The organism is Labilithrix luteola (assembly GCF_001263205.1).
Classification (GTDB): domain Bacteria; phylum Myxococcota_A; class Polyangia; order Polyangiales; family Polyangiaceae; genus Labilithrix; species Labilithrix luteola.
Window position 1 is genome coordinate 646,640 of record NZ_CP012333.1, and the last position, 19,263, is coordinate 665,902.

19 protein-coding genes are annotated in these 19,263 nt (G+C 67.5%); 12 read left to right on the top strand and 7 right to left on the bottom strand.

All coding sequences use genetic code 11. The annotated features are described in order from the left end of the window. Nucleotides 1-8: 8 nt before the first annotated feature. On the bottom strand, nt 9-173 hold the full coding sequence (locus AKJ09_RS03030; RefSeq protein ID WP_146645670.1) for a DUF1328 domain-containing protein: 165 nt from the start codon (nt 171-173) through the stop codon (nt 9-11). 220 nt (nt 174-393) lie between these two features. Between AKJ09_RS03030 and AKJ09_RS03035 the strand changes: the two genes are divergently transcribed. Beyond that, on the top strand, nt 394-633 hold the full coding sequence (locus AKJ09_RS03035) for a hypothetical protein (RefSeq protein WP_146645671.1): 240 nt from the start codon (nt 394-396) through the stop codon (nt 631-633). Between the two features lie 15 nt (nt 634-648). Next, nucleotides 649-888, top strand: a complete 240-nt coding sequence (locus tag AKJ09_RS03040) for a hypothetical protein (protein ID WP_146645672.1) — start codon at nt 649-651, stop codon at nt 886-888. Nucleotides 889-890: 2 nt separating this feature from the next. Here AKJ09_RS03040 and trmB read toward each other — a convergent pair whose 3' ends face one another. Beyond that, nucleotides 891-1,628, bottom strand: a complete 738-nt coding sequence (gene trmB, locus AKJ09_RS03045; protein ID WP_240488376.1) for a tRNA (guanine(46)-N(7))-methyltransferase TrmB — start codon at nt 1,626-1,628, stop codon at nt 891-893. A gap of 17 nt (nt 1,629-1,645) precedes the next feature. On the opposite strand from trmB, the gene AKJ09_RS03050 reads away from it, so the two are divergent. From AKJ09_RS03050 to AKJ09_RS03060, 3 genes are all read left to right on the top strand, one after another. Then, nucleotides 1,646-3,700 (top strand): hypothetical protein, encoded by a 2,055-nt coding sequence (locus AKJ09_RS03050; protein WP_146645673.1) that lies wholly within the window; start codon nt 1,646-1,648, stop codon nt 3,698-3,700. 92 nt (nt 3,701-3,792) lie between these two features. Continuing rightward, entirely contained in the window at nt 3,793-4,227 is a 435-nt protein-coding gene (locus AKJ09_RS03055; protein WP_146645674.1) for a hypothetical protein, read from the top strand. After that, complete coding sequence (locus tag AKJ09_RS03060) at nt 4,217-4,756, top strand: hypothetical protein (RefSeq protein WP_146645675.1); 540 nt, start codon at nt 4,217-4,219, stop codon at nt 4,754-4,756. Before AKJ09_RS03055 ends, AKJ09_RS03060 begins: the two co-directional genes overlap by 11 nt. A gap of 61 nt (nt 4,757-4,817) precedes the next feature. Here AKJ09_RS03060 and AKJ09_RS03065 read toward each other — a convergent pair whose 3' ends face one another. Continuing rightward, a complete protein-coding gene (locus tag AKJ09_RS03065; protein WP_169927208.1) occupies nt 4,818-5,990 on the bottom strand; it encodes an ester cyclase in 1,173 nt (390 codons plus the stop codon). 192 nt (nt 5,991-6,182) lie between these two features. Here AKJ09_RS03065 and AKJ09_RS03070 point away from each other — a divergent pair, with 192 nt between their 5' ends. The 4 genes from AKJ09_RS03070 (at nt 6,183) to AKJ09_RS03085 (ending at nt 9,967) form a co-directional block, all read left to right on the top strand. Continuing rightward, the gene (locus AKJ09_RS03070; protein WP_146645677.1) at nt 6,183-7,127 is read left to right on the top strand and encodes an aldo/keto reductase; all 945 of its coding nucleotides are present in this window, start codon (nt 6,183-6,185) and stop codon (nt 7,125-7,127) included. Beyond that, complete coding sequence (locus AKJ09_RS03075; protein WP_146645678.1) at nt 7,124-7,993, top strand: 3'(2'),5'-bisphosphate nucleotidase CysQ family protein; 870 nt, start codon at nt 7,124-7,126, stop codon at nt 7,991-7,993. Before AKJ09_RS03070 ends, AKJ09_RS03075 begins: the two co-directional genes overlap by 4 nt. Next, nucleotides 7,993-9,156 carry an NAD(P)/FAD-dependent oxidoreductase gene (locus AKJ09_RS03080; RefSeq protein WP_146645679.1) on the top strand — a complete coding sequence of 388 codons (1,164 nt, stop codon included), beginning with the start codon at nt 7,993-7,995 and terminating at the stop codon, nt 9,154-9,156. The genes AKJ09_RS03075 and AKJ09_RS03080 overlap by 1 nt, the downstream gene beginning before the upstream one ends. 121 nt (nt 9,157-9,277) lie before the next feature. Next, on the top strand, nt 9,278-9,967 hold the full coding sequence (locus AKJ09_RS03085; protein ID WP_146645680.1) for an acetate uptake transporter family protein: 690 nt from the start codon (nt 9,278-9,280) through the stop codon (nt 9,965-9,967). Nucleotides 9,968-9,985: 18 nt separating this feature from the next. On the opposite strand, the gene AKJ09_RS03090 is transcribed toward AKJ09_RS03085, so the two are convergent. After that, nucleotides 9,986-10,621, bottom strand: coding sequence for a response regulator transcription factor (locus AKJ09_RS03090; RefSeq protein ID WP_146645681.1), 636 nt, complete (start codon nt 10,619-10,621; stop codon nt 9,986-9,988). Beyond that, nucleotides 10,618-11,577, bottom strand: a complete 960-nt coding sequence (locus AKJ09_RS03095; RefSeq protein WP_169927209.1) for a sensor histidine kinase — start codon at nt 11,575-11,577, stop codon at nt 10,618-10,620. Before AKJ09_RS03095 ends, AKJ09_RS03090 begins: the two co-directional genes overlap by 4 nt. A gap of 86 nt (nt 11,578-11,663) precedes the next feature. On the opposite strand from AKJ09_RS03095, the gene AKJ09_RS03100 reads away from it, so the two are divergent. From AKJ09_RS03100 to AKJ09_RS03110, 3 genes are read left to right on the top strand one after another with little or no spacing between them, the layout of a single operon-like run. Then, nucleotides 11,664-12,950 carry a TolC family protein gene (locus AKJ09_RS03100; protein WP_146645683.1) on the top strand — a complete coding sequence of 429 codons (1,287 nt, stop codon included), beginning with the start codon at nt 11,664-11,666 and terminating at the stop codon, nt 12,948-12,950. Beyond that, complete coding sequence (locus AKJ09_RS03105) at nt 12,947-14,143, top strand: efflux RND transporter periplasmic adaptor subunit (protein ID WP_146645684.1); 1,197 nt, start codon at nt 12,947-12,949, stop codon at nt 14,141-14,143. The genes AKJ09_RS03100 and AKJ09_RS03105 overlap by 4 nt, the downstream gene beginning before the upstream one ends. Next, nucleotides 14,140-17,205 carry an efflux RND transporter permease subunit gene (locus AKJ09_RS03110; protein WP_146645685.1) on the top strand — a complete coding sequence of 1,022 codons (3,066 nt, stop codon included), beginning with the start codon at nt 14,140-14,142 and terminating at the stop codon, nt 17,203-17,205. The genes AKJ09_RS03105 and AKJ09_RS03110 overlap by 4 nt, the downstream gene beginning before the upstream one ends. Here the strand turns inward: AKJ09_RS03110 and AKJ09_RS03115 are convergent. Next, nucleotides 17,176-18,540, bottom strand: a complete 1,365-nt coding sequence (locus tag AKJ09_RS03115) for a serine/threonine-protein kinase (protein WP_146645686.1) — start codon at nt 18,538-18,540, stop codon at nt 17,176-17,178. The genes AKJ09_RS03110 and AKJ09_RS03115 overlap by 30 nt on opposite strands. 221 nt (nt 18,541-18,761) lie before the next feature. Beyond that, a complete protein-coding gene (locus AKJ09_RS03120; protein ID WP_146655423.1) occupies nt 18,762-19,112 on the bottom strand; it encodes a carboxymuconolactone decarboxylase family protein in 351 nt (116 codons plus the stop codon). Nucleotides 19,113-19,263 lie beyond the last annotated feature (151 nt).

The window sequence follows — 19,263 nt, forward strand, 5'->3', positions numbered from 1 at the left end:
CCGTCAGCTCATGCCGGTACACGGCGGCCGAAGATCAACGACAGCGCCCCCAGGACGAGGAACACGAAGAACAAAATCTTCGCGATTCCTGCTGCACTCGCGGCGACTCCGCTGAATCCGAGCACGGCGGCGACGAGAGCGATGACGAAGAAAACGGCCGTCCAATAGAGCATGGCAACACTCCCTTCGAGAGGTGAGCGCTGCGAGGAGCATGCCGTACGACGTGCCGCATTCGCCGCCACCAGCGCCGAGCTGAACCACGGCCGAGCCAGACGATTCAGGGTGTGACGGGAAGCGCATCGCGAGCCGCGCGCTCACGGCTTTCGTCGATGTTGCACTCTGACACACCTGGTACCGAGAGTTGCCGGCATCATGTGTGCAGGCCGCTCGGACATGGCGAGCAACGCTTCGCAACCTCGGGTCCCTGCGCCCACGGCCCCGACGCCGGCTCATCCCACGCCAGGGACGCCGAACATCGGGCCTGCGCCCATCCCGAATGCGCCGCAGCCCCAACAGCAGCCGCATCCGCGTCCGGGCGTGAACCCCGACCCGAAGTCTCATCCGATTCACCGACCGGTGCCTCCGCAACCGATCCACGAAGGCACCGATCCGAAGCAGCCCATCCACGAATAGAAAGGCGAAGCCCGCATGAAATTCACGTACCTCCTCATCCGCGAAGTCAGTGGTTGGACTGCCGAGTGCCTCGAGGCCGATGCCATCGGCGAAGGCATCACGCGTACCGAGGCCGTCGCCTCTCTGCGTGAAGCGCTCGAAGAGCGGATGTTCAGGCCGGACGCCGTCGCGCCTCCATCGAAGCCAGACGCGTCACCCATCGAACTCGTGCCGGCATCGCAGCAAAAGCTCGGTGCACTCGATCGGATAGCCTGAGGCTAGCGGCGCTTGGTCCAGCGGAAACGGTAGACGGGGAGACCGTCCGCAATCGCGCGATGCTCGCGGGGGCTGCGGGCTTGGTACGGATTGTCGGCGAGACGAGGCGAGCCCGCTTCGTCTCCCGCGGGTTCGAAAGCTGGATGCTGGGAGACGACGCCGGCATAGAGCTCTGCACGCTCTTCCACGTCGGTCTGGACATAGAGCTCGCCGCCAGGTTCGAGAAGGCGCGAGACCTCGTTGAGGAACACGTCGCCCATGACGAGGCGCTTCGTGTGGCGCTTCTTCCACCACGGATCGGGGAAGTGGAGGAAGGCGCGCTTCACGGAGCCGTCGGGGCCGAGGCGCGGCAAGGCGAGCCGCGCGTCTTCGCAGAGCACACGAGCACGCGCGGCGTGACCGAGCTTGGCGAGACGCGCGTCGCCGACGGCCGCCCACTTCTTGCGGATCTCGAGACCGAGAAGCGCCGCCTCGGGAGCTGCCTCTGCGCGCTCGACGAGAAAGCCAGCCTTGGGGCCTGGCCCCACTTCGAGCTCCGTCCAGGCGCCCGTCACGACCGTGCGCAGGTCGACCCGCTCCATCTCGGAGGCGAGCGGCAAGCGCGGCGCGTTCTCGTACGGTCCCGGACGACGCTTCTTCGGCGGCGAGCCTGCGTTCCCGCCGTTCAGGACGCTCTCGGCGTTCTCGGCGTTCTCGACGATGCGCGTGGCGCTAGCGGGGGCGGGCGGGGCAACGGACACGCTCGGCGGATAGACGTGTGCGCGCGGCCGGTCAAGGTCTGTTACGGTTCCGGCCGCGTGGTGTCGCGCGAGCGCGTCCGTCGGTATCTGCCTTTCCTCCCCCTCGTGGTGGTGACCGCGCTGCTCGCGCGTGCCTCGATTCTTGCGGTGATCGCCAAGCTCGGGCACCCGGGGCGACGCTCGACGACGCGTACATCCATTTCCAGTACGCCCGAGCCATCGCCGAAGGGCACCCGTTCCGGTTCCAGGCCGGCGAGCCGATTTCGACGGGCGCCACGAGCTTCCTCTGGCCGGCGGTCCTCGCCGTCCCGTACCTGTTCGGATGGCACGGCGAGGCCTTGCTCTGGCCCGCGTGGGTACTCTCTTACGTGGCGCTGGGCGCACTGGCGTACGAGGCGTATCGGCTCGCGCGGCCCCTCGCCGGGCGCACGGCTGGGCTCGGCGCCGGAGCCATGACCCTCGCCTTCGGCGGCTTCGCCTGGTGCGCGGCGAGCGGCATGGAGGTCGTGCCCTTCGCCTGGGTGATCGCGCATGCGAGCCGCCGAGGGGCCGACTGGGTCGAAGATCCGGAGAGCCGAACGGGTCGCTCGCTCGCCTGGCTCGTGGCACTCGCCGTCGCCGCTCCCCTCGCCCGCCCGGAAGGCGCGGTGACGTCTCTGGTCCTCGGTCTGGCCGTGGCGCTCGCACCGCGACGCCCCGGACTCACGAGCCGAGCGGAGGCGCTCGCCTTCCCTCTCGCGGCGCTCGTCCCGAACCTGCTCCTACTCGTACTCACGGGACACACGACGTCCAGCACCGCGCAGGTGAAGCTGCTCGCCGGCAATCCGTATTACGCTGTCGCCGACGCTTCGCTCTCCAACGCGCGCACCCTCGTCACGACGCTCCTGAACGGTGAGATCTGGTCGAGCGAGTTCTTGCCGAAAGGCGGCGCGGCATTCGCGTGCGCCGGGCTCGTGGCCATCGCGTGGCGTGGCTCGACGACGAAGAACGGGTTCCGCGCCTTCGTGGTGATCGTGCTGGCGCTCACGATGTTCGTGCCGTGCACGTACGTCACGTTCTTGTGGAATCGCCTCCGCTATCTCTGGCCCTTCGCCACGGGCTGGTTCGTGGGACTCGCGTGCCTCGCGCGGGTGGCCGGTGAGCTCGTGGCCCGGGTCGATCGACATGCGGGCGCCGCCACCACCGCCCTCGTCGCGGGCGGCTTCGCAGGAATGCTCGCGGTGCGCCTCGACTGGGTCATCGAGGACGTCGCCCAATCGGCGAGCGGCATCGATCGCCAGCAGGTCGAGCTGGGTCGCTGGGTCGACAAGCATCTACCGAAGGACGTGCGCGTCGGTGTGAACGACACGGGCGCAATCGCGTACTTCGGCAACCGCAAGACGTTCGACGTCGTCGGACTCACGACCGCGAGCGAGGGCCGCTACTGGGTCGCCGGAGCAGGCTCGCGGCTCGAGCACTACGAGCGTCTGCAGAAAAGCTCACCGGCGTCTTTGCCGACGCACTTCGTCGTCTATCCGGAATGGATGGCCTGTGATGCGGTGCTCGGGCGATCGCTGCACGAGGCCACGGTCACCGACTCGTCGATCCTCGGCGGCCAGACCATGCGCGTCTACGAGGCACGCTTGGGTCTGCTCGGCACGGGCGAGAAGCCATGGAGCAAGGCCGGCACGATCCTCGATGCCATCGACGTGGCCGATCTGGAGAGCGAACAGGAGCACAATTACGCGCTCCTCGGTGCACACGACGGTGAGCAGGTCGCGACCGAAGGCAACGCGCCCGATGGCAGCGTGGTCATCGACGGCGGCCGTAGCAACCGCACGCGTGAGCGCTTCGAGGTCCACGCCCCGCCAGGACGCGCGCTCCACGGCATCGGTCGCGTCGAAGTCTCGTCGAACGCCGTGCTGGACATCCAGCACGCCGGAAAGTCCATCGCGCGCGTGAAGGTCGAGCCAGGCGGGTGGACCGAGGTGTCCTTCGACGTCCCGGCGAACACCTTCGACGACGGTAAGAGCGAACTCGAGGTGACCTCCGACAGCGCGTTTACCTCGTTTCACTGGTGGTTCACCGAGTGAGCCGGGCTCGACGGCACGGGCCACTTCTCACGTCGTCGAAACGCCTGCGCGGCCAGGGAAGGCTGTTGCTTCTCGCGTCGTAGAAACGAAGAGTGGAGCGGTCGCCGGTGCTCTTGGCGTGTGTCTTCGGACTCGCGGCGTGTGGGAACGTGCGGCCGATTCGGCGGCCCGCCGACGACGTCTACGTGCACGTGATCCGGCGGCACTCTCCATCGGCGGACGATTGCCCTATTCACGTCATCCGGCGGAACTGTTCGGTCGTGCTGGACGGGAACGTCGTCGACACGGTCTGCGAAGATGCTCCCCCCGCCGAGCTCGAGGTGGCGCAGATCCACGTCTGCTACCGCGAGGGGTGGCCCAGCGAGCTACGACGCGCAGCCTGCCGCGCGGGAGCCGACACCCTCCTTCCGACCATGAGCATGACCGACGCGTGCGTCGAAGAAGACCTCGACCAGCTCACCGGCACGAGCCTCGGGGTCTTCGAGGCATATCGTCTGCGCGGGGCGATGCTGCCTCATGCGAAGTGACCTCGTCGCCGGCTCGATGATCGCCGTCGTTGCGCTCGCGTGCGCGCAGCGCGCCGAGGCGCCGGTGCCGCTTGCATCGCCCGAGACGCTCGACGTCGTCTTCGACTCCCCCGCGTGCGAACGCGCCGAGCCTCCGCCGTCGGTCGAACGTGTGGTCGAGGGCATCACGGCCCACCCCTCACGTTTCTGGCACGTGCGCGGATGCTTTCCCGTGCGCCTCTCGGATGCGCCGGCATGTGAATGGGCCTGCGTCGTCGTTCAAAGTGGACCGTGCGGAAACGGCGGCAGCCACGAGGTCCTCGCGCTGAGCGCTCGCGGACACGTCGTCGGCTATGCAGGCATCCGAGATTCGCAGCGCTGGTATCAGCGCGACTTCCGCATCGAGAACACGCCGCGCGGCCCGGTTCTCCAGGTCGACCTCCACGCCGTGCCGACCACGACGGAGGAGCACTTCGAGTCCTACCGACTGCTCGACGGTCGCGTGGTGTGCCTCGACGCAAACTGCTCGAGCATCCAGGCACCACGCTGAAAACTCGCGACCACGAAGGTCCGCACCGAATGGGAGCGGACCTCGTGGGCTGCGAGTCGACTCACTTCTTGGCGGGCGCCTTCGCGTCGGCCTTGGGAGCTGCCGCCTTGTCGGCCGGCTTCGCGTCCTTGCTGGGCGCAGCCTTCGGATCAGCGGGCTTCGCGCCGGGCGGAGGAACGAGGCCGAGCTGCATGGCCATCTCCAGGCCGTTCGCGTAGCTCGTGCCCTTGACGATCTTGCCGTCCTTGAACTGAACGACGTCGAGGCCGTGCATGTTCACCGACTTCTTCGTCGGCTGGACGCCGAAGAACGCACCCTTGTGCGTGCCCGTGAACGTGCCCTCCATGACGACGAAATCGCCGACGGCCCAGGTGTTCGTGGCGGTCGACTTCGCATCGGGGAACGCCTTCGTCATCTCGCCGAAGAACTTCTTCGCCGCGGCCTTGCCCTTGGCGGTCTCGGGCTGGGTCATGTCGTCCCACGCGATGTCTTCCGCGCTGCTGCCGAGGAAGTCGGCTTCGCTCTTCTTCTCGAACGCGCCGAACATCTTGTTCGCGGCCTCGAGGTTCTTCGCCTCGTCCGCGGCGCCCGTCGACGTCACCGCCTGCACGCTCGACGCGAGCGTCGGGACGGGGCGTCCCTTCTGCTTCGACACGCCCATCTGGGACATGATCGTGCCCATGTCATAGTACGTGTGCTGCTGCTTGATGAGGCCTTCGGGCGTGAACCAGAAGACGTCCGCGCCAGCCGAGCCGACGGGCTTCTCGGTCGCCTTGATGCCGCCCATCTCACCGGTGTGCGTGCCCGTCCAGGCCCACTCCACGATCACGATGTCGCCCTTCGAGAGCACGCGGCTCGGCGCCATCTTGAAGTTCGAGAAGGCATCGAAGAGCTTCTGGTACTGGGCGCCGATCGCGTCCTTGCCCTTCACTTCGGCAGGGGTGCCCGCGACGTTGACGACCGCGCTGTCCGCGTAGAGCGCCGCGAGCTTCTTCGAGTCGTGGGCGTTCATCGCCTCCGAATACGACTTGAGAGCGGTCTGCTCGAGCTCGGCGAGCGAAGGCTGAGCCTTGGGCGCTTCGACCTTGGCCGTCTCCGTTGCGGTCGGCGCAGGAGCGGGCGTGGTTGCCACCGGAGCGACCGGGGCCTTCGGCTCTTGCGTGGTCTCGCCACCGCACGCCGCGAGCGCGCATGCGAAGAAGCCGAGAGCCAAACCAAACGAGACTTTGCGCATTGGGTCCTCCAGAAGCTCGACAGTGAGCGGCCCAGCCATCGCCCCTTTCCTGCCCTACGTCAAGTCGAGGCGCCTCGACTCGTCGGTCGCTTCGCTCGGTTGGCCTCTTCGCATCGCTCCCGCGACGGATGGTCGCGATCCGACACAAGGGGGCTTCGCCCCCCCGCTCCGCCTGGTAAGAACGACTTTGCTTTGAGAAAACGACCCCTCGGCAAGACCGGTCTCGTCGTCTCGGAGCTCTCCATCGGAACGTGGGGGCTTGGCGGGGAGGCTTACGGCAAGGTCGACGACGCAGACGCCGAGCGCGTGGTCCGTCGTGCGATCGACATTGGAGTGAACCTGATCGACACCGCCGATGCGTACGGCGGCGGTCGCATGGAAAAGCTCGTCGGCCGTGTTCTCGCCGATCACCCCGACCTCGTCGTGGTCACCAAGGGCGGCGTCGATCGAACCACCGATCCGGCACGCAAGTGCTTCGCCGCGGACTACCTCGCGACGTCGGTCGAGCGGTCGCTCAAGCGCCTCGGCATCTCGACGCTCCCGGTCTTCCTTCTCCACCATCCCACGCCCGATGCCATCTACCTCGGCGAGGCCACCGAAGCGCTCGCGGGTCTGAAGAAAGACGGCAAGATCGCCCACTGGGGCGTGTGCGCCGGCGACGAAGACGTGGCGCGCGCAGCGATCGACAAGGGCGCCGAGGTCATCGAGCTGCCCTACAACCTCGTTCAGTCGCTCGACCTGCATCGCCTCTCCGGCGACATCATGGTCGCCGGCTGCGGCGTGCTCGCACGCAGTGTCCTCGCGTACGGCCTGCTCGCCGGCATGTGGAGCAAGGACAAGCAGTTCCCCGAAGGCGATCACCGCAACGATCGCTGGACGCGCATGGAGCTCGAGCACCGCCTCGGACAGCTCGACGCCATCCGCTTCCTCGTGAAGGGCGACGTGCACACGCTGCGTGGCGCGGCCGTCCGCTTCGTGCTCGCCAACCATCTCGTCTCGAGCGCCGTGCTCGGTGCACGCACCGTCGAGCAGCTCGAGCAGCTCGTCCGCGAGACGGGCGGCGGTCCGCGCTACCTGCCGGACGACGACCTGCGCCAGCTCCCTCGGACGCTCGATCGGGTGGGCATCCGCACATGACTCCACCGATTCCACCGACTCCACCGGCTCGACCGGACGCTGCAGAGCTCCTCGAGAAGCTGCTGCGCGCGGCGCAGGCGGCCGGCGAGATCGTGATGCGCGTCTACGCCGAAGAAGACGTCGGCGCCGAGCTCAAAGGCCCGAACGATCCGGTCACGCGCGCCGATCGCGAAGCCAACGTTCTCCTGCTCGAGCACCTCACGCGCGGCTTTCCAGGCGTTCCCATCGTCGCCGAGGAGAGCGATCCGTCGCTGTTCCAGGGGTTCGGCAGCGCTCCGGCTGCGTTCTTCGTGGATCCGGTCGATGGCACGCGCGAGTTCATCGCCAAGAACGGCGAGTTCTGCGTGATGATCGGCTACGCCGAAGAAGGGCGCGCCACGGCAGGCATCGTCCTTCTCCCCGCCCTCGGCAAGACGTACCTCGGCGCCGAAGGCATCGGCGCGTTCGTCATCGACGAGCACGGCACGCGAAGCCCGGTGCATGTTTCGAACGAGACCGACCTGGCGAATTGCCGCGTGGCCGTCTCGCGCTTTCAGCGAAGCAAGAGCTTGGACGCCAAGCTCACGGCGCTCGGTGCGAAAGAGCTCGTGACGGTCGGCAGCGCCGGGCTCAAGGGCGTGAAGGTCGCGAGCGGCGAGCTCGAGATGTTCGCGCATCCTTCGCAGGGGCGGGTCAAACTCTGGGACGCGTGTGCGCCCGACGCCATCGTGCGCGCCGCGGGGGGAATTTTGACGGACGCACGTGGCGTTCCGTTCGACTACCGCGGAGAAGTCGATCAGGGCCAAGGCCTGCTCGGCTCGAATCCCATTCTTCACGCGAAGGCGGTGGAACGATTCCGCCTCGCGAGCTCACCCGAGAGTCGCTGATGAGAGATCGTGCAGAAGTCGTGGTGATCGGCGCCGGCATCATGGGCCTGGCCATCGCGTATCACCTCGCGCGACAAGGCGTGCGAGAGATCACGGTCGTCGACAAGAGCTACCTCTGCGGCGGCGCCAGCGGCCGTAACGGCGGTGGCATTCGCGCGCAGTGGTCGAGCGAAGCGAACGTGCGGCTCATGCAGGAGAGCATCCGCATGTGCCGGGACTTCGCGAGCGAGTTCAAGATCAACGTCTGGCTTCGCCAGGGCGGTTACTTGTTCCTCGCCCGTACCGAAGATCGGCGTCGCGCCCTCGAAGAGAGCTGCAAGCTCCAGAACCAGTGTGGCCTCTCCACGCGCATGCTGACCGCCCGCGAGGCGCAGAAGATCGTCCCCGAGCTGTCGACCGACGGCATCGTCGCGGCGACCTACAACCCCGACGACGGCGTGGTCTTCCCCTGGCCCTTCGTGTGGGGCTTCGCGCAGGCCGCGCAGAAGCTGGGCGTGGAGATCGCCACGTTCACCGAGGTCACCGGCTTCGAGTCCCACGGCTCCACGATCGAAGCGGTGCACCTCCGCTCGCTCGAAGACGGCCAGAGCCACACGATCCGCACGAACAAGGTCGTGAACGCCGCGGGCGCGTGGTCGCCGGAGATCGCGCGCATGCTCGGCGTCGAGCTGCCGAACAAGCCGCACCGCCACGAGATCTGCTCGACCGAGCCCCTCAAGCCGTGGCTCAAGCCCCTCGTCGCCGATCTCACGAACGGCCTCTATTTCAGCCAATCGACGCGCGGCGAGATCGTCGGCGGCATCGGCCAAGAGCACGTGCCGGAGGGCATCGACCAGCAGAGCTCCTACGCCTTCCTCGGCCACTACGCGAAGGCGCTCGTCGAGACGTGCCCCGTCCTCGGCGAGGTGAAGGTCCTGCGCCAGTGGTCAGGCTGCTACGACCTCACGCCCGACGCGAATCCGATCGTCGGCGCCGTCGACGACGTCGAGCATTTCTACCAAGCGTCCGGCTTCATGGGGCACGGCTTCATGATGGCGCCCGTGATGGGGAAGATGATCGCCGAGCACATCGTCAAGGGCACCCACGTGCCGATGTTCGAGCGCTGGAACCTGCGTCGCTTCAAAGAGGGCCGCCTCCTCAGCGAAGCGATGATCATCGGCTGATCCTCGTTCGAGACGCGGAACAAGCCTCGAGACTCTCAACGATTTCCGTCAGTTGTGCACCGCACAATTTTTCTTCGGTCCGCGACCTGACAACCTCGAACTCTCGCGCTAGGACACGCGCGTGCAGAGCTCGAGCAACGCCTCTTCCTCCGTCGGGCCTAGCGTTCCCGCCGTCCTTCCGTTTGCGGATCCGACCGCGCTCGGCCTCTTCGGCCTTGCGATTGGTTGTGCGTCGCTCCTCCCGGTCGCGTTCGGCGTCCAGAGCGCGATGACCGCCGAGGCGCTGCGAACGACGGCGTGGTTCTGTCTGCTGTTCGGCGCCGGCTGCCAGTTCCTCGCGGGCATGATGAGCTTCGCGAACAAGAACGGCCTCGGCGGCACGCTCCTCACCACGTTCTCGTTCAACTGGGTGATGAACTGGTGGGCGCTCTCGGAGCTCTCGCAAGGCAAGGTTCCGAACAGCGCCGTCATCCTCGCGGTCGACTGCTGCTTCCTCGTCATCTTCCTCGTGATGACGTACGCGTTCGGCTTCTTCTCGCGCCTGCTCTTCGTGTTCCTCCTCGAGATCGACCTGCTCTATGCGTGTCGCATCCTGCGCGAAGTCCTGCATAGCCAGGCCTTCGCCATGCCCATCGCGCTCTGCACCGTCGTTCTGATGGCCACGTCGCTCTACATCGCGTTCTCGCTCGTCCTCGCGAACGCCGCGGGCCGCATCGTCCTGCCGATCGGAACGCCGATCTTCCGAGCGACGCCTGCGCCCGTCTCGCAGGGTGCGCCGGAAGGCACGCAGCCCATTCACGCCGCCGCCTGAGTCGGTGCCTGCGCCCGTTCAGAACGGGAACACGTAGTGGAAGAACTCGGCGCGACTCGACACGCCGCACTTCTCGTAGATGCGCGAGAGCTGCTGGCGAACCGTCTTGTCGCTGGTACCGAGCACCGAGGCAATCTCCGCGCTCGGTAGCCCCTTGAGAACGAGCCGCGCGATCTGATCTTCTCGCGCGGTCAGGTTGGCGCGCGAAAGAGCGCGTGAGACCAGCCCGCCGAGATCGCGACGCTCCGGCAAGAGCGTGCGCACCACGCCCACGAGCTCGGCGGCGCGGAAGGGCTTCTCGAGGAGGTACGACGCGCCCAGATTCAAGGCACGCTTGAGACGCGTGACGTCGGCAAAGGCGGTGATGAGCACGCAGGGGAGCGACGCGTCGATCTCCTTCGCCTCTTGCAGCACGGTGATGCCGCCGCGGTCGTCGTCGCCAAGCACGAGGTCGATGACGCACACGTCGATCACCTGCTCGGCGAGGAGCGTACGCGCGGAGGACACATCGGCAGCCTCGATGCATCCGAAGCCTTCACGACGGAACGTCCGCGCCAGACTGGCTCGCGCTTCGTGCTCGTCTTCGACGAGGAGCACCACCGGCTGATCGCTCGCGCCGGGCGGCGGGGGCCTTCGCGAACGAGGCGCCGTCATGACACCGTTGCCGGGAGCGTGAGCTCGAAGGTGGTCGACCAGCCGGGCCGCGCTGCGCAGGAGAGATCGCCTTCCATGGCTCGCGCGAGGGCACGCGCAATCGGAAGGCCGAGACCGAGGCCACGATCCTTCGACGTCTCGAGCGGACGAAACAGCGCTTCGCCCATCTCCGGAGCGAGGCCAGGGCCATCGTCGCTGACGAGCACCGCGTTCTTGTCGCCCCGATGCTCGAGACGGACGGCGATACGACGACCGCGTCCGCCGTCGCGAATGCCCTCGAGGCTGTTGCCGATGAGATTCTCGAGGATGATGCGCACCCAGCTCGCGTCGGCACGGGCGGTGGGTGGAAGCTCGCCTTCGAGACTGAGCTCGATGCCGCTCGTCCGGCTGACGACGAGCAGCTCGCCGACCACTTGCTCGGCGACCTGCGCGATGGGCTCGTCGGTCGCCGGACGCTTCTCCGCGCGTGCCAGCTCACGGAGTGCCGCCAGCGGAACGAGCGTGCGGTCCATCTGCTCTTTGATCCGCGTGGAGAGCTCGCGCACGCCCTCGATATCCGAAGGAGAGCTCGCCTCCAGCTCGTCGACGAGCAGGCCCATCGAGTGGAGCGGGTTCTTGAGCTCGTGGAGCGTGGCGGCCGCGACGACCCACACGGCCTGGTGACGTTCCACGTGCTCGAGCCGTGCCCGAAGCGACTCGGCCTTGCTTCGCTCTTCCCGTGCGAGCTGCGAGCGCAGTCGCACGTAGCTGACGGCAACTCCGAGGAGCGCGCCCACCACGATGGGGATCACGTCGTCGACGATGTCGTGCAGGGCGACGAAGGCGCGCGCGACGATGCCGCGGTTGTGCCAGTAGTCCATCGCGTTGTTGAGGATGGCGTAGGCCAACCCCGCGAGGGCGCCGAGCATGACGGCACGGAGGAACGCGTAGCGACTCTCTCCGGGCCGGGATTTCACGAGGAGAAAATAGCGCTCTTCGGGCCGTTCGCGTCCGACAAATGCCCGATGCGGCTCCGCCGTCCCGCCCCTAGGGTCGAGCCCAGATGACGACGATGGAACGCGCGGGGGCGACGGTGACGTGCCTGGCCGTGTGTCTGGCCCTCGTCTTCGGGCCCTCGCGAGCGGAAGCGCAGGAACGAGACCAGGCCGAAGAAGCGCATGCGCTCGAGGTCCGACGTGCCGATGCCTTGCGGCTCGGGGCCGAGCGCAATCCATTCGTGGCCGAGGCTCGAAGGCCGTTGCCCGCGGTCAGCGCCCTAGGCTCGGCTTCGAAGACGCCGCTTTCGTATGCTCCGCGCGCCCAGGTGAGCGCGGGGCGTCGCGAAGGCGCGTTCGGGTCCGGCCTGGAGATCAGCGGTTCCGTGTTCCAGGACCTTTCGATCCACGGTCTCGGCTCGGCTCGCACCGCGGTGAGCTCGTCGATGGGCCGCGCCACCCGAAGCGAGCTCGAGCGCGTGCGTCTCGACGGGGCGAGCGCTGCGGCCATCGCCTGGGTCGACTTGCTCGAAGCGCAAGAGCTCGTGCGTTTGCGGGCGCTGGCGTACGCCGATGCGCAGGACATCGCTCGCGTCGCGAAGGCGCGCGTCGGCCGAGGCGTTTCGTTGCCGGTCGAAGGCGCCGTCGCCGACTCCGAGGTGGGCACGGCCGAGATCGCCAACCGCGATGCGGAAGGCATGACGTTCGAGGCGTCGGCGCGCCTCAACTTCGCGCTCGGTGAGGTGCCGAACGTTCCCGTCGTGGCACGCGGAGATCTCTATGCCATCGCCGAAGTTCCAGCGCGCGAGCGCCCGCCCACCCGCGAACATCCCGCAACCATGGCTGCGCACTCGCGCGTCGATCTCGCAGCGGCCGACGTCAAGCTCGCACGCGCCTACGGTAGCCCTCCGCTCGGCGTGGGCGTGACCTTCGCGCGCGAAGGCCAGGGCGAACAAGTGTTCCTCGGAACCCTCTCCGTTCCCCTGCCCGTCCTCGATCCGTCTCGCTTCGAGACGTCGCGGCAGAAAGTGTATCTCTCGGCGGCCGAGGCAACCGAGACGCGTGTACGCGCGCAGGTAGCCCACGACCTTGCGCTGGCCGAGCACGAACGACTCCACACGCGCGAGGTGCAAGCGGCCCTGCGCACGCGCGTGGTCGATTCGCTGCGCGAGGCCGTGCGACTCGCACGCTCGAGCTACGACGCGGGAACGGCCGACATGACGTCGCTTCTGATCGTGAGGCAGCGGCTCGTCGCGGCGGAAGAGCAGCTCGCCCGTGCGAGCGCCGAAGTGCAGCGTGCCGACATTCGCTACGGCACGGCGACCGGAACTCTGCTCGACGAGGCTGCCCGATGATCCATCGTGCTTGGTTCTTCGCTCCCGTCCTCCTCGCAGGCGCGTCACTCGTCGCCTGCCGCAAGGACGAGGCACACGCTTCGGAGGCAACTCCCTCCACCGAACACGACGCCGGCGCCAAAGACCCGCCCGGCCTCGTTCGCGTCGATCGAGCGCTCCTCGATCAAGGTCGAATCACGACAGCCCCCGTTACACGCCGACCGTTGAAGGGTGACGTGCGCGTGCCGGCCGAGACGGTCGCGAGCGAGAACGGTTCAGCCGAAGTCGGAGCGCTCGTCGCCGGCCGCGTGGCGAGCATCGACGTGCGCGACGGCGAAGCGGTAAAGCGCGGTCAGGTCATCGCGACCATCGACTCGCCGGAAGCCGCGCGCGTCGGCGCGGACGCCATCCGAGCGCGCGCACGGTTCGTAGCCGCGACGCGAAAGCACGATCGCCAGAAGGCACTCGAGACCGATCGCGCCACCAGCGGCCTCGCCATCGACGAGGCCTTCGCCGAGCTCGAAACGGCACGCGCGGACGTCGCGGCGTCGCGAAGCCTGCTCGCGAGCCTGGGCATTCCCGAGCCGGGCAATGCCGACGGCGCGCTCCTCTTGCGGGTTCCGCTGCGCAGCCCGATCGACGGCGTTCTCGTCGAACGCCTGACGTCCCTCGGCGCGCCGGTCGGCCCCGAGAAGACGCTCTTCCGCGTGGTGTCGAACGATCGCGTCGTCGTCGAAGCGCGCTGGACGGATCCCTCTGCGCCCGCTCCGGGCGTCGGGACCAAGGTCGATCTCTTTCCGCGCGGTGCAGGGACGAATCGCTCGGCGTGCAAGGGCGCCGTCATCGCCACGCTCGCGGTGGTCGACGACAAGACGCGCGCAAAACGCGTTCGCATCGCCCCGGAAGGGCCCTGCCCGATCGTGACGCCGGGATCGTTCGTCGACGCGGCCTTCACGTCCGAAGGCGGTGACGCCGGGGCGCAAGAGAATGGGGCGCTCGTCGTGCCGCGAAGCGCGATCATCGACGTTCGCGGCGCACCGACCGCGTTCGTGACCGCCGGTCAGTCCGGTGCCTTCGTGGCACGCGTGGTTCGACTTGGTCGGGTCACGAACGAAGACGCCGCGATCGAGGATGGCCTCGCCGAAGGCGACCGCATCGCCACCACCGGCGCGGTCTTACTCAAGGGCGAGCTCATGCGCGCGGAGCTCGAATGATTCACGCGCTCGTCGCGCTCGCCGTTCGTCATCGCGGGCTCGTCATCTTCGCGACGCTGCTCTTCGCGCTCATCGGCGCGCGCAGCTACCTCGCACTCCCCATCGACGCCGTTCCGGACATCACCAACGTCCAGGTGCAGGTGCTGACCGCCGCTCCAGGCCTCTCGCCTCTCGAAGTGGAGTCGATGGTCACGCGGCCGGTGGAGCTCGCGATGGCGGGACTCCCGCATACCACGCAGGTTCGTTCCGCCTCGCGCGCGGGCGTCTCGGCGGTGACCGTCATCTTCGACGACGATCAGCCTCTGTTCGAAGCGCGCGCGCTCGTCTCGCAGCGACTGCCCGCGGCACGCGCCGCCGTGCTCGGAGGTGCAGAGCCCGAGCTCGGCCCCATGAGCACCGGCCTCGGAGAGGTCTTTCACTTCACAGTGAGCTGGCCCGGCCACACCGCCGCGGAGATCCGCACGCTGCTCGACTGGGAGATCGCCTACGCACTGCGCACGGTTCCCGGCGTCGTCGAGGTCAACGCGTGGGGTGGCGACACGCGGCAGATCGAAGTGCGCCTTCGGCCGCTCGATCTCGTCGCGCATTCCCTGACTCCGAAAGACGTCGAGATGCGCTTGCTCGAAGGCGGCGCAAGCGGCGGCGGTGGGGCGATCGAGCGAGGCGGCGAGCAGGCCATCGTTCGACTCGACGGACAGTACCGCACGGTCGACTCGGTCGCTGCGCAGGTCGTGGCGATCAAGCATGGCGGGACGCCGGTTCTCGTGAAAGACGTCGCCGACGTTCGCGATGGTGTCGCCTTCCGTCTCTCGGCAGCCACGGCCGACGGCAAGGGCGAGACCGTCTACGCAATGGTCCAGATGATCGCGGGAGGCAACGCGCACGAGATCGTCGCCAAGGTCGACGAGCGCCTTCGCGAGATCCGCACGCGTCTGCCCACCGGTGCCGTTATCGAGCCATTCTACGATCGAGCCACCCTGGTCGACCGCGTCCTCGCGACGGTGAAGCACTCGCTGCTCGAAGGCGGCGTGGTGGTCATCATCGTCCTCTTGCTTCTCCTCGGGGATGTCGCCGCCGGAATCGTCGTCGCCACGACCATTCCGCTCGCCATGCTCGGCGCGTTCGCGCTCATGCGCGTGTTCGACGTGACCGGCAACCTCATGAGCCTCGGAGCCATCGATTTCGGGCTCGTCGTCGACGGCGCCGTGGTCGTGGTGGAAGGAGCGCTTGCCTCCATGGCCGTCCATCGCATCGTGGCCAAGGACGCGCTCGAGCGGGAGGCCGCGGCGGTCGGAAAGCCGATCGCCTTCGGCGTGTTCATCGTCGGCCTCGTTTACGTGCCGATCCTGATGCTCGAAGCCGTCGAAGGGAAAATGTTCCGGCCGATGGCGATGACGGTGCTCTTCGCGCTCGGCACGGCGCTCGTTCTCACCTTCACGTGGGTTCCCGCCCTCGCTTCGCTGCTCTTGCGGCGCATCCACGAGCATGAGCCGTGGCTCGTACGGAAGATGCGAAAGGTCTACGAGCCGCTCCTCGAGCGCTCCCTCGCCCGCCCCTCGTTCGCCATCGTGGTCGCCATCGTTCTCGTGGCCGTGGGAGTAGTGGCAGGTTGGGGTCGCGGCATCGAGTTCGTACCGCGCCTGGAAGAAGGCGACCTGGTCGTGCAGGTCACGAGGCCGCCGAGCGTCTCTCTCGCCGAAGCGATCCAGGGCACGACCGCCGTCGAGGCCGCGCTTCGCGAGTTCCCCGAAGTTCGCACGGTCGTCTCGCGCACCGGCAGCCCGGACGTCGCGACCGACATCATGGGCGTCGAGCAGAGCGACGTCTTCGTCATCCTCGTGCCACGCTCGGAGTGGGTGACGGCGCACGACCGCGAAGAGCTCGTGGCCAAGTTCGACGAGCGCCTTCGCCGCGCCCTTCCCGGCACCGGTTTCAGCTGGACGCAGCCCATCGAGATGCGCACGCAGGAGCTCCTCGGCGGCAGCAAGAGCGACGTCGGCATCAAGATTTTCGGCGACGACCTCGCCACACTCCGACGCATCGCCCAGGCCGTGGTCCATGAGCTCGGCACCATCGAAGGCGCAGCGGACGTGCGTGTGGAGCAGACGGCCGGATTGCCGCTAGCGACCGTGCGCCCCGATCCATGGAAGGCAGCGCGTGCCGGCGCCTCGGTGGAAGACGTTCGAGCGGCGGTCGAGTCCGTCCGGGAAGGCAGGCACGTAGGAACGTTGGTCGAAGGCGAGCGGCGCTTCGAGGTTCGCACCCGATCGTCGCTCGCTTCGGGCGATGGCCTGGATCGCATGCCCGTCGTGCTCGAAGGCGGCCGCTCCGCTCTTCTCTCGGACATTGCCGACGTCGTCGACGAAGAGGGGCCCGCCATCGTCAGTCGCGAGCAAGCGCGAAGGCGCGTTCTCGTGGAAGCGAACGTTCGCGGACGCGATCTCGGCTCCTTCGTCGCAGAGCTCGAACGCAAGCTCGCGAAGGTGGAGCGGCCCTCCGGCTATTACGTGCAGGTGTCGGGGCAGTACGAACACCTCGTCCACGCCGCGAAGCGCTTTGCGGTCATCGTACCGCTCACCATCGCCGTCATCTTCGCGCTGCTCTACATGTCCTTCGGCAGTGCGAAGCCGGCGCTCGTCATCCTGCTCAACGTGCCTGTCGCGACCAGCGGAGGTCTGCTTGCGCTCTGGGCGCGAAGCCTGCCCATCTCGATCGCAGCCGCCGTGGGCATGATCGCCCTCTTCGGCGTGGCCACACTCAACGGAACGGTCCTCCTCTCGGCGGCGCGTGCCCACGAGAAGGAAGGGAGGTCCGCACTCGAAGCAGCGAGGCTCGCGGCGCGCGAGCGATTCCGTCCCGTGCTCACGACGGCCTTCGTCGCATCGGTGGGCTTCGTGCCGATGGCCCTCGCCACGGGCACCGGGGCGGAGGTGCAGCGTCCACTCGCCACAGTGGTCATCGGCGGTCTCGTCACCGCCACGGTGCTGACGCTCGGCCTCCTGCCCGCGCTCTATGCGCGCATCGAGGGCGGCTCAGCCCGAGACCACGCCCGAGAGTCGTGAGCGACGAGTCAGGAGACGCTCGATCGCGTCCGCGAGCATCGGGGCGTTCACGGGCTTCGGTACGACCTCGTGCACACCGAGCGGAGCAAGCGCGGGCCGGAGCGTGGGCCATTGGCGGCTCAGGACGAGAATCCCGGTGTTCACCGCATTCGGAACGCTGCGGATCGCCTCCACGAGCTCGAACACCGAGACGGTCGAACACTCGTCGTCGATGATGACGAGCGCTGTCTCTTCGCCGAGCGCGAAGACGGCATTCGCTGCGGTGACCGCGGCCTCGACGCGCGCATTGCGTCCGAGCTTTTCGAACGACTTGGTGACGACGCGCGTGATCTGGCGGCGCAGCCCCTCTTCGGTCTCGAGGAGGACGACGCGCTCTTCGAAGCCCTGCGGCCGCACGCGAATCGTGGAGATGGCGCGACGAATGCCGATCTCGATCGCCGCGGCGAGCTCACCAGCGCTCGCGTGGCGAGCGAGCGGATCTTTGGACAGGGCCCGAAGGAGATCCCTGTCGAGGGGCGCGAGCTCGGGCCGGAGAGACGAGAGATTCGGCGGCGGTGTTTTGAGGTGCTTGGCCAGCACGTCGAACACGTCTTTGCCTTCAAAGACGGGGCGCCCGGTGAGGAGCTCGAAGGTCGTCGCCGCGAGGGCGTAGATGTCGGCACGCGGCGAGGTGCGCGTGCCATCGAGATCCATGGCTTGCTCGGGCGCCATATACGAAGGCGTGCCCGCCGTGATCGACATGCGCGGGTTCGAAACGCTACGACGGCGAGCGAGCCCGAAGTCGATGAGCACGGGACGCCCGGTGCGTGCCTCGATGACGACGTTGCTCGGCTTGACGTCGCGATGAACGAGCTGGCGCGCGTGGACCGAGTCGAGACCGCTCGCGATGGCGCGCACGATTCCGATGACGCGCTCGAGATCGATCGTAGTGCCGCGCGACGCGTGCGCAGCGATGAGCTCGTCGAGGTTCTCGCCTTCGACGAACTCCATCGCGAAGTAGTACGAGAGGTCGTGCGGGCCGAACGCGTAGACCTGGACGACGTTGTCGTGGCGAATCTGCGCGAGCGCCTGCGCCTCTTTCTTGAAGCGCTCGACCGAGACGGGGTCGGTCGACACCATCGGATCGATGACCTTGATGGCCACCTGACGTTCGAGAAAAACGTCCTCCGCGCGATGGACGATGCCCATGGCGCCCGAGCCGAGCGTGGCGAGGATCCGATAGCGGCCGTCGATCACGGTCCGCACCGGGGCACGCCGCTCCGCACGCGAAGCGCGTTCGGTGAGCCAGGACGTGTCGCGATCGAACACACGCCGGACGAGTCTAGCGCGCTTCAATCGCGACGGCCGTTACCTACGAACCGGTCGAACGCGGCACGTCACGAGCGGCCCCTTCTCGACACCGAGGCGTGGGGGTGGCGAGGTTCGTCATGGCCGCCTGCGGACCCCCCAGCCGTTCACGTTCCCCGCAAAAACCAAGGTCATCGAGACGTCGAAGACATCGAGCGGCAGCGCAGAGCAAGCCTACATGTCACTACCTGCCGCCCGTCTCCCTTCGTTCAGCCTTTGGCTTGCTCCTCGGCCTCGTGGAACGCGTCGATCGTGCGCGCCGAGTAGACGAGTGCCGCGCCCGCGTTCACGGATATCGCCACGCTGAGCGCGTCGGTAATCTCTTCCTTGGTCGCTCCGTTCTTGCGCGCCAGCTCGACGTGCGTGGTGATGCACCCGTCGCAACGAAGCGTGACGGCAACGGCGAGCGAGATGAGCTCGCGGGTCTTTGCGTCGAGCGAGCTCTCGGCGGTCTTGGCGGTGGCAAGCGTTCGGTAGCCCTTCATCACGTCGGGGCTGGTCCTCGCGATCTCGGTGATGGTGGTCCCGAGCTGCTGCCGATACGCGTTCCAGTCAATCATGCTCATGGTCGTCTCCTCGAAGGAGGCGGACTGAAGCACGAATCGAAGCGCTCCGCAGAGAAACGACGAACGCGTACTACCCGCGAAGGGCAGCACGCGTTCGCCATCATTCACGTCACTCGACCACTCGACGCGTCGAGTGCGAGCGTCG

What these genes read in the sequence shown, in the direction of transcription:
- AKJ09_RS03110 (WP_146645685.1), top strand. Translation starts at nt 14,140, where the DNA reads ATGATTCACGCGCTCGTCGCGCTCGCCGTTCGTCATCGCGGGCTCGTC.
- AKJ09_RS03105 (WP_146645684.1), top strand. Translation starts at nt 12,947, where the DNA reads ATGATCCATCGTGCTTGGTTCTTCGCTCCCGTCCTCCTCGCAGGCGCG.
- AKJ09_RS03060 (WP_146645675.1), top strand. Translation starts at nt 4,217, where the DNA reads ATGCGAAGTGACCTCGTCGCCGGCTCGATGATCGCCGTCGTTGCGCTC.
- AKJ09_RS03080 (WP_146645679.1), top strand. Translation starts at nt 7,993, where the DNA reads ATGAGAGATCGTGCAGAAGTCGTGGTGATCGGCGCCGGCATCATGGGC.
- AKJ09_RS03040 (WP_146645672.1), top strand. Translation starts at nt 649, where the DNA reads ATGAAATTCACGTACCTCCTCATCCGCGAAGTCAGTGGTTGGACTGCC.
- AKJ09_RS03030 (WP_146645670.1), bottom strand. Translation starts at nt 173, where the DNA reads ATGCTCTATTGGACGGCCGTTTTCTTCGTCATCGCTCTCGTCGCCGCC.
- AKJ09_RS03035 (WP_146645671.1), top strand. Translation starts at nt 394, where the DNA reads ATGGCGAGCAACGCTTCGCAACCTCGGGTCCCTGCGCCCACGGCCCCG.
- AKJ09_RS03065 (WP_169927208.1), bottom strand. Translation starts at nt 5,990, where the DNA reads ATGCGCAAAGTCTCGTTTGGTTTGGCTCTCGGCTTCTTCGCATGCGCG.
- AKJ09_RS03090 (WP_146645681.1), bottom strand. Translation starts at nt 10,621, where the DNA reads ATGACGGCGCCTCGTTCGCGAAGGCCCCCGCCGCCCGGCGCGAGCGAT.
- AKJ09_RS03100 (WP_146645683.1), top strand. Translation starts at nt 11,664, where the DNA reads ATGACGACGATGGAACGCGCGGGGGCGACGGTGACGTGCCTGGCCGTG.
- AKJ09_RS03075 (WP_146645678.1), top strand. Translation starts at nt 7,124, where the DNA reads ATGACTCCACCGATTCCACCGACTCCACCGGCTCGACCGGACGCTGCA.
- AKJ09_RS03120 (WP_146655423.1), bottom strand. Translation starts at nt 19,112, where the DNA reads ATGATTGACTGGAACGCGTATCGGCAGCAGCTCGGGACCACCATCACC.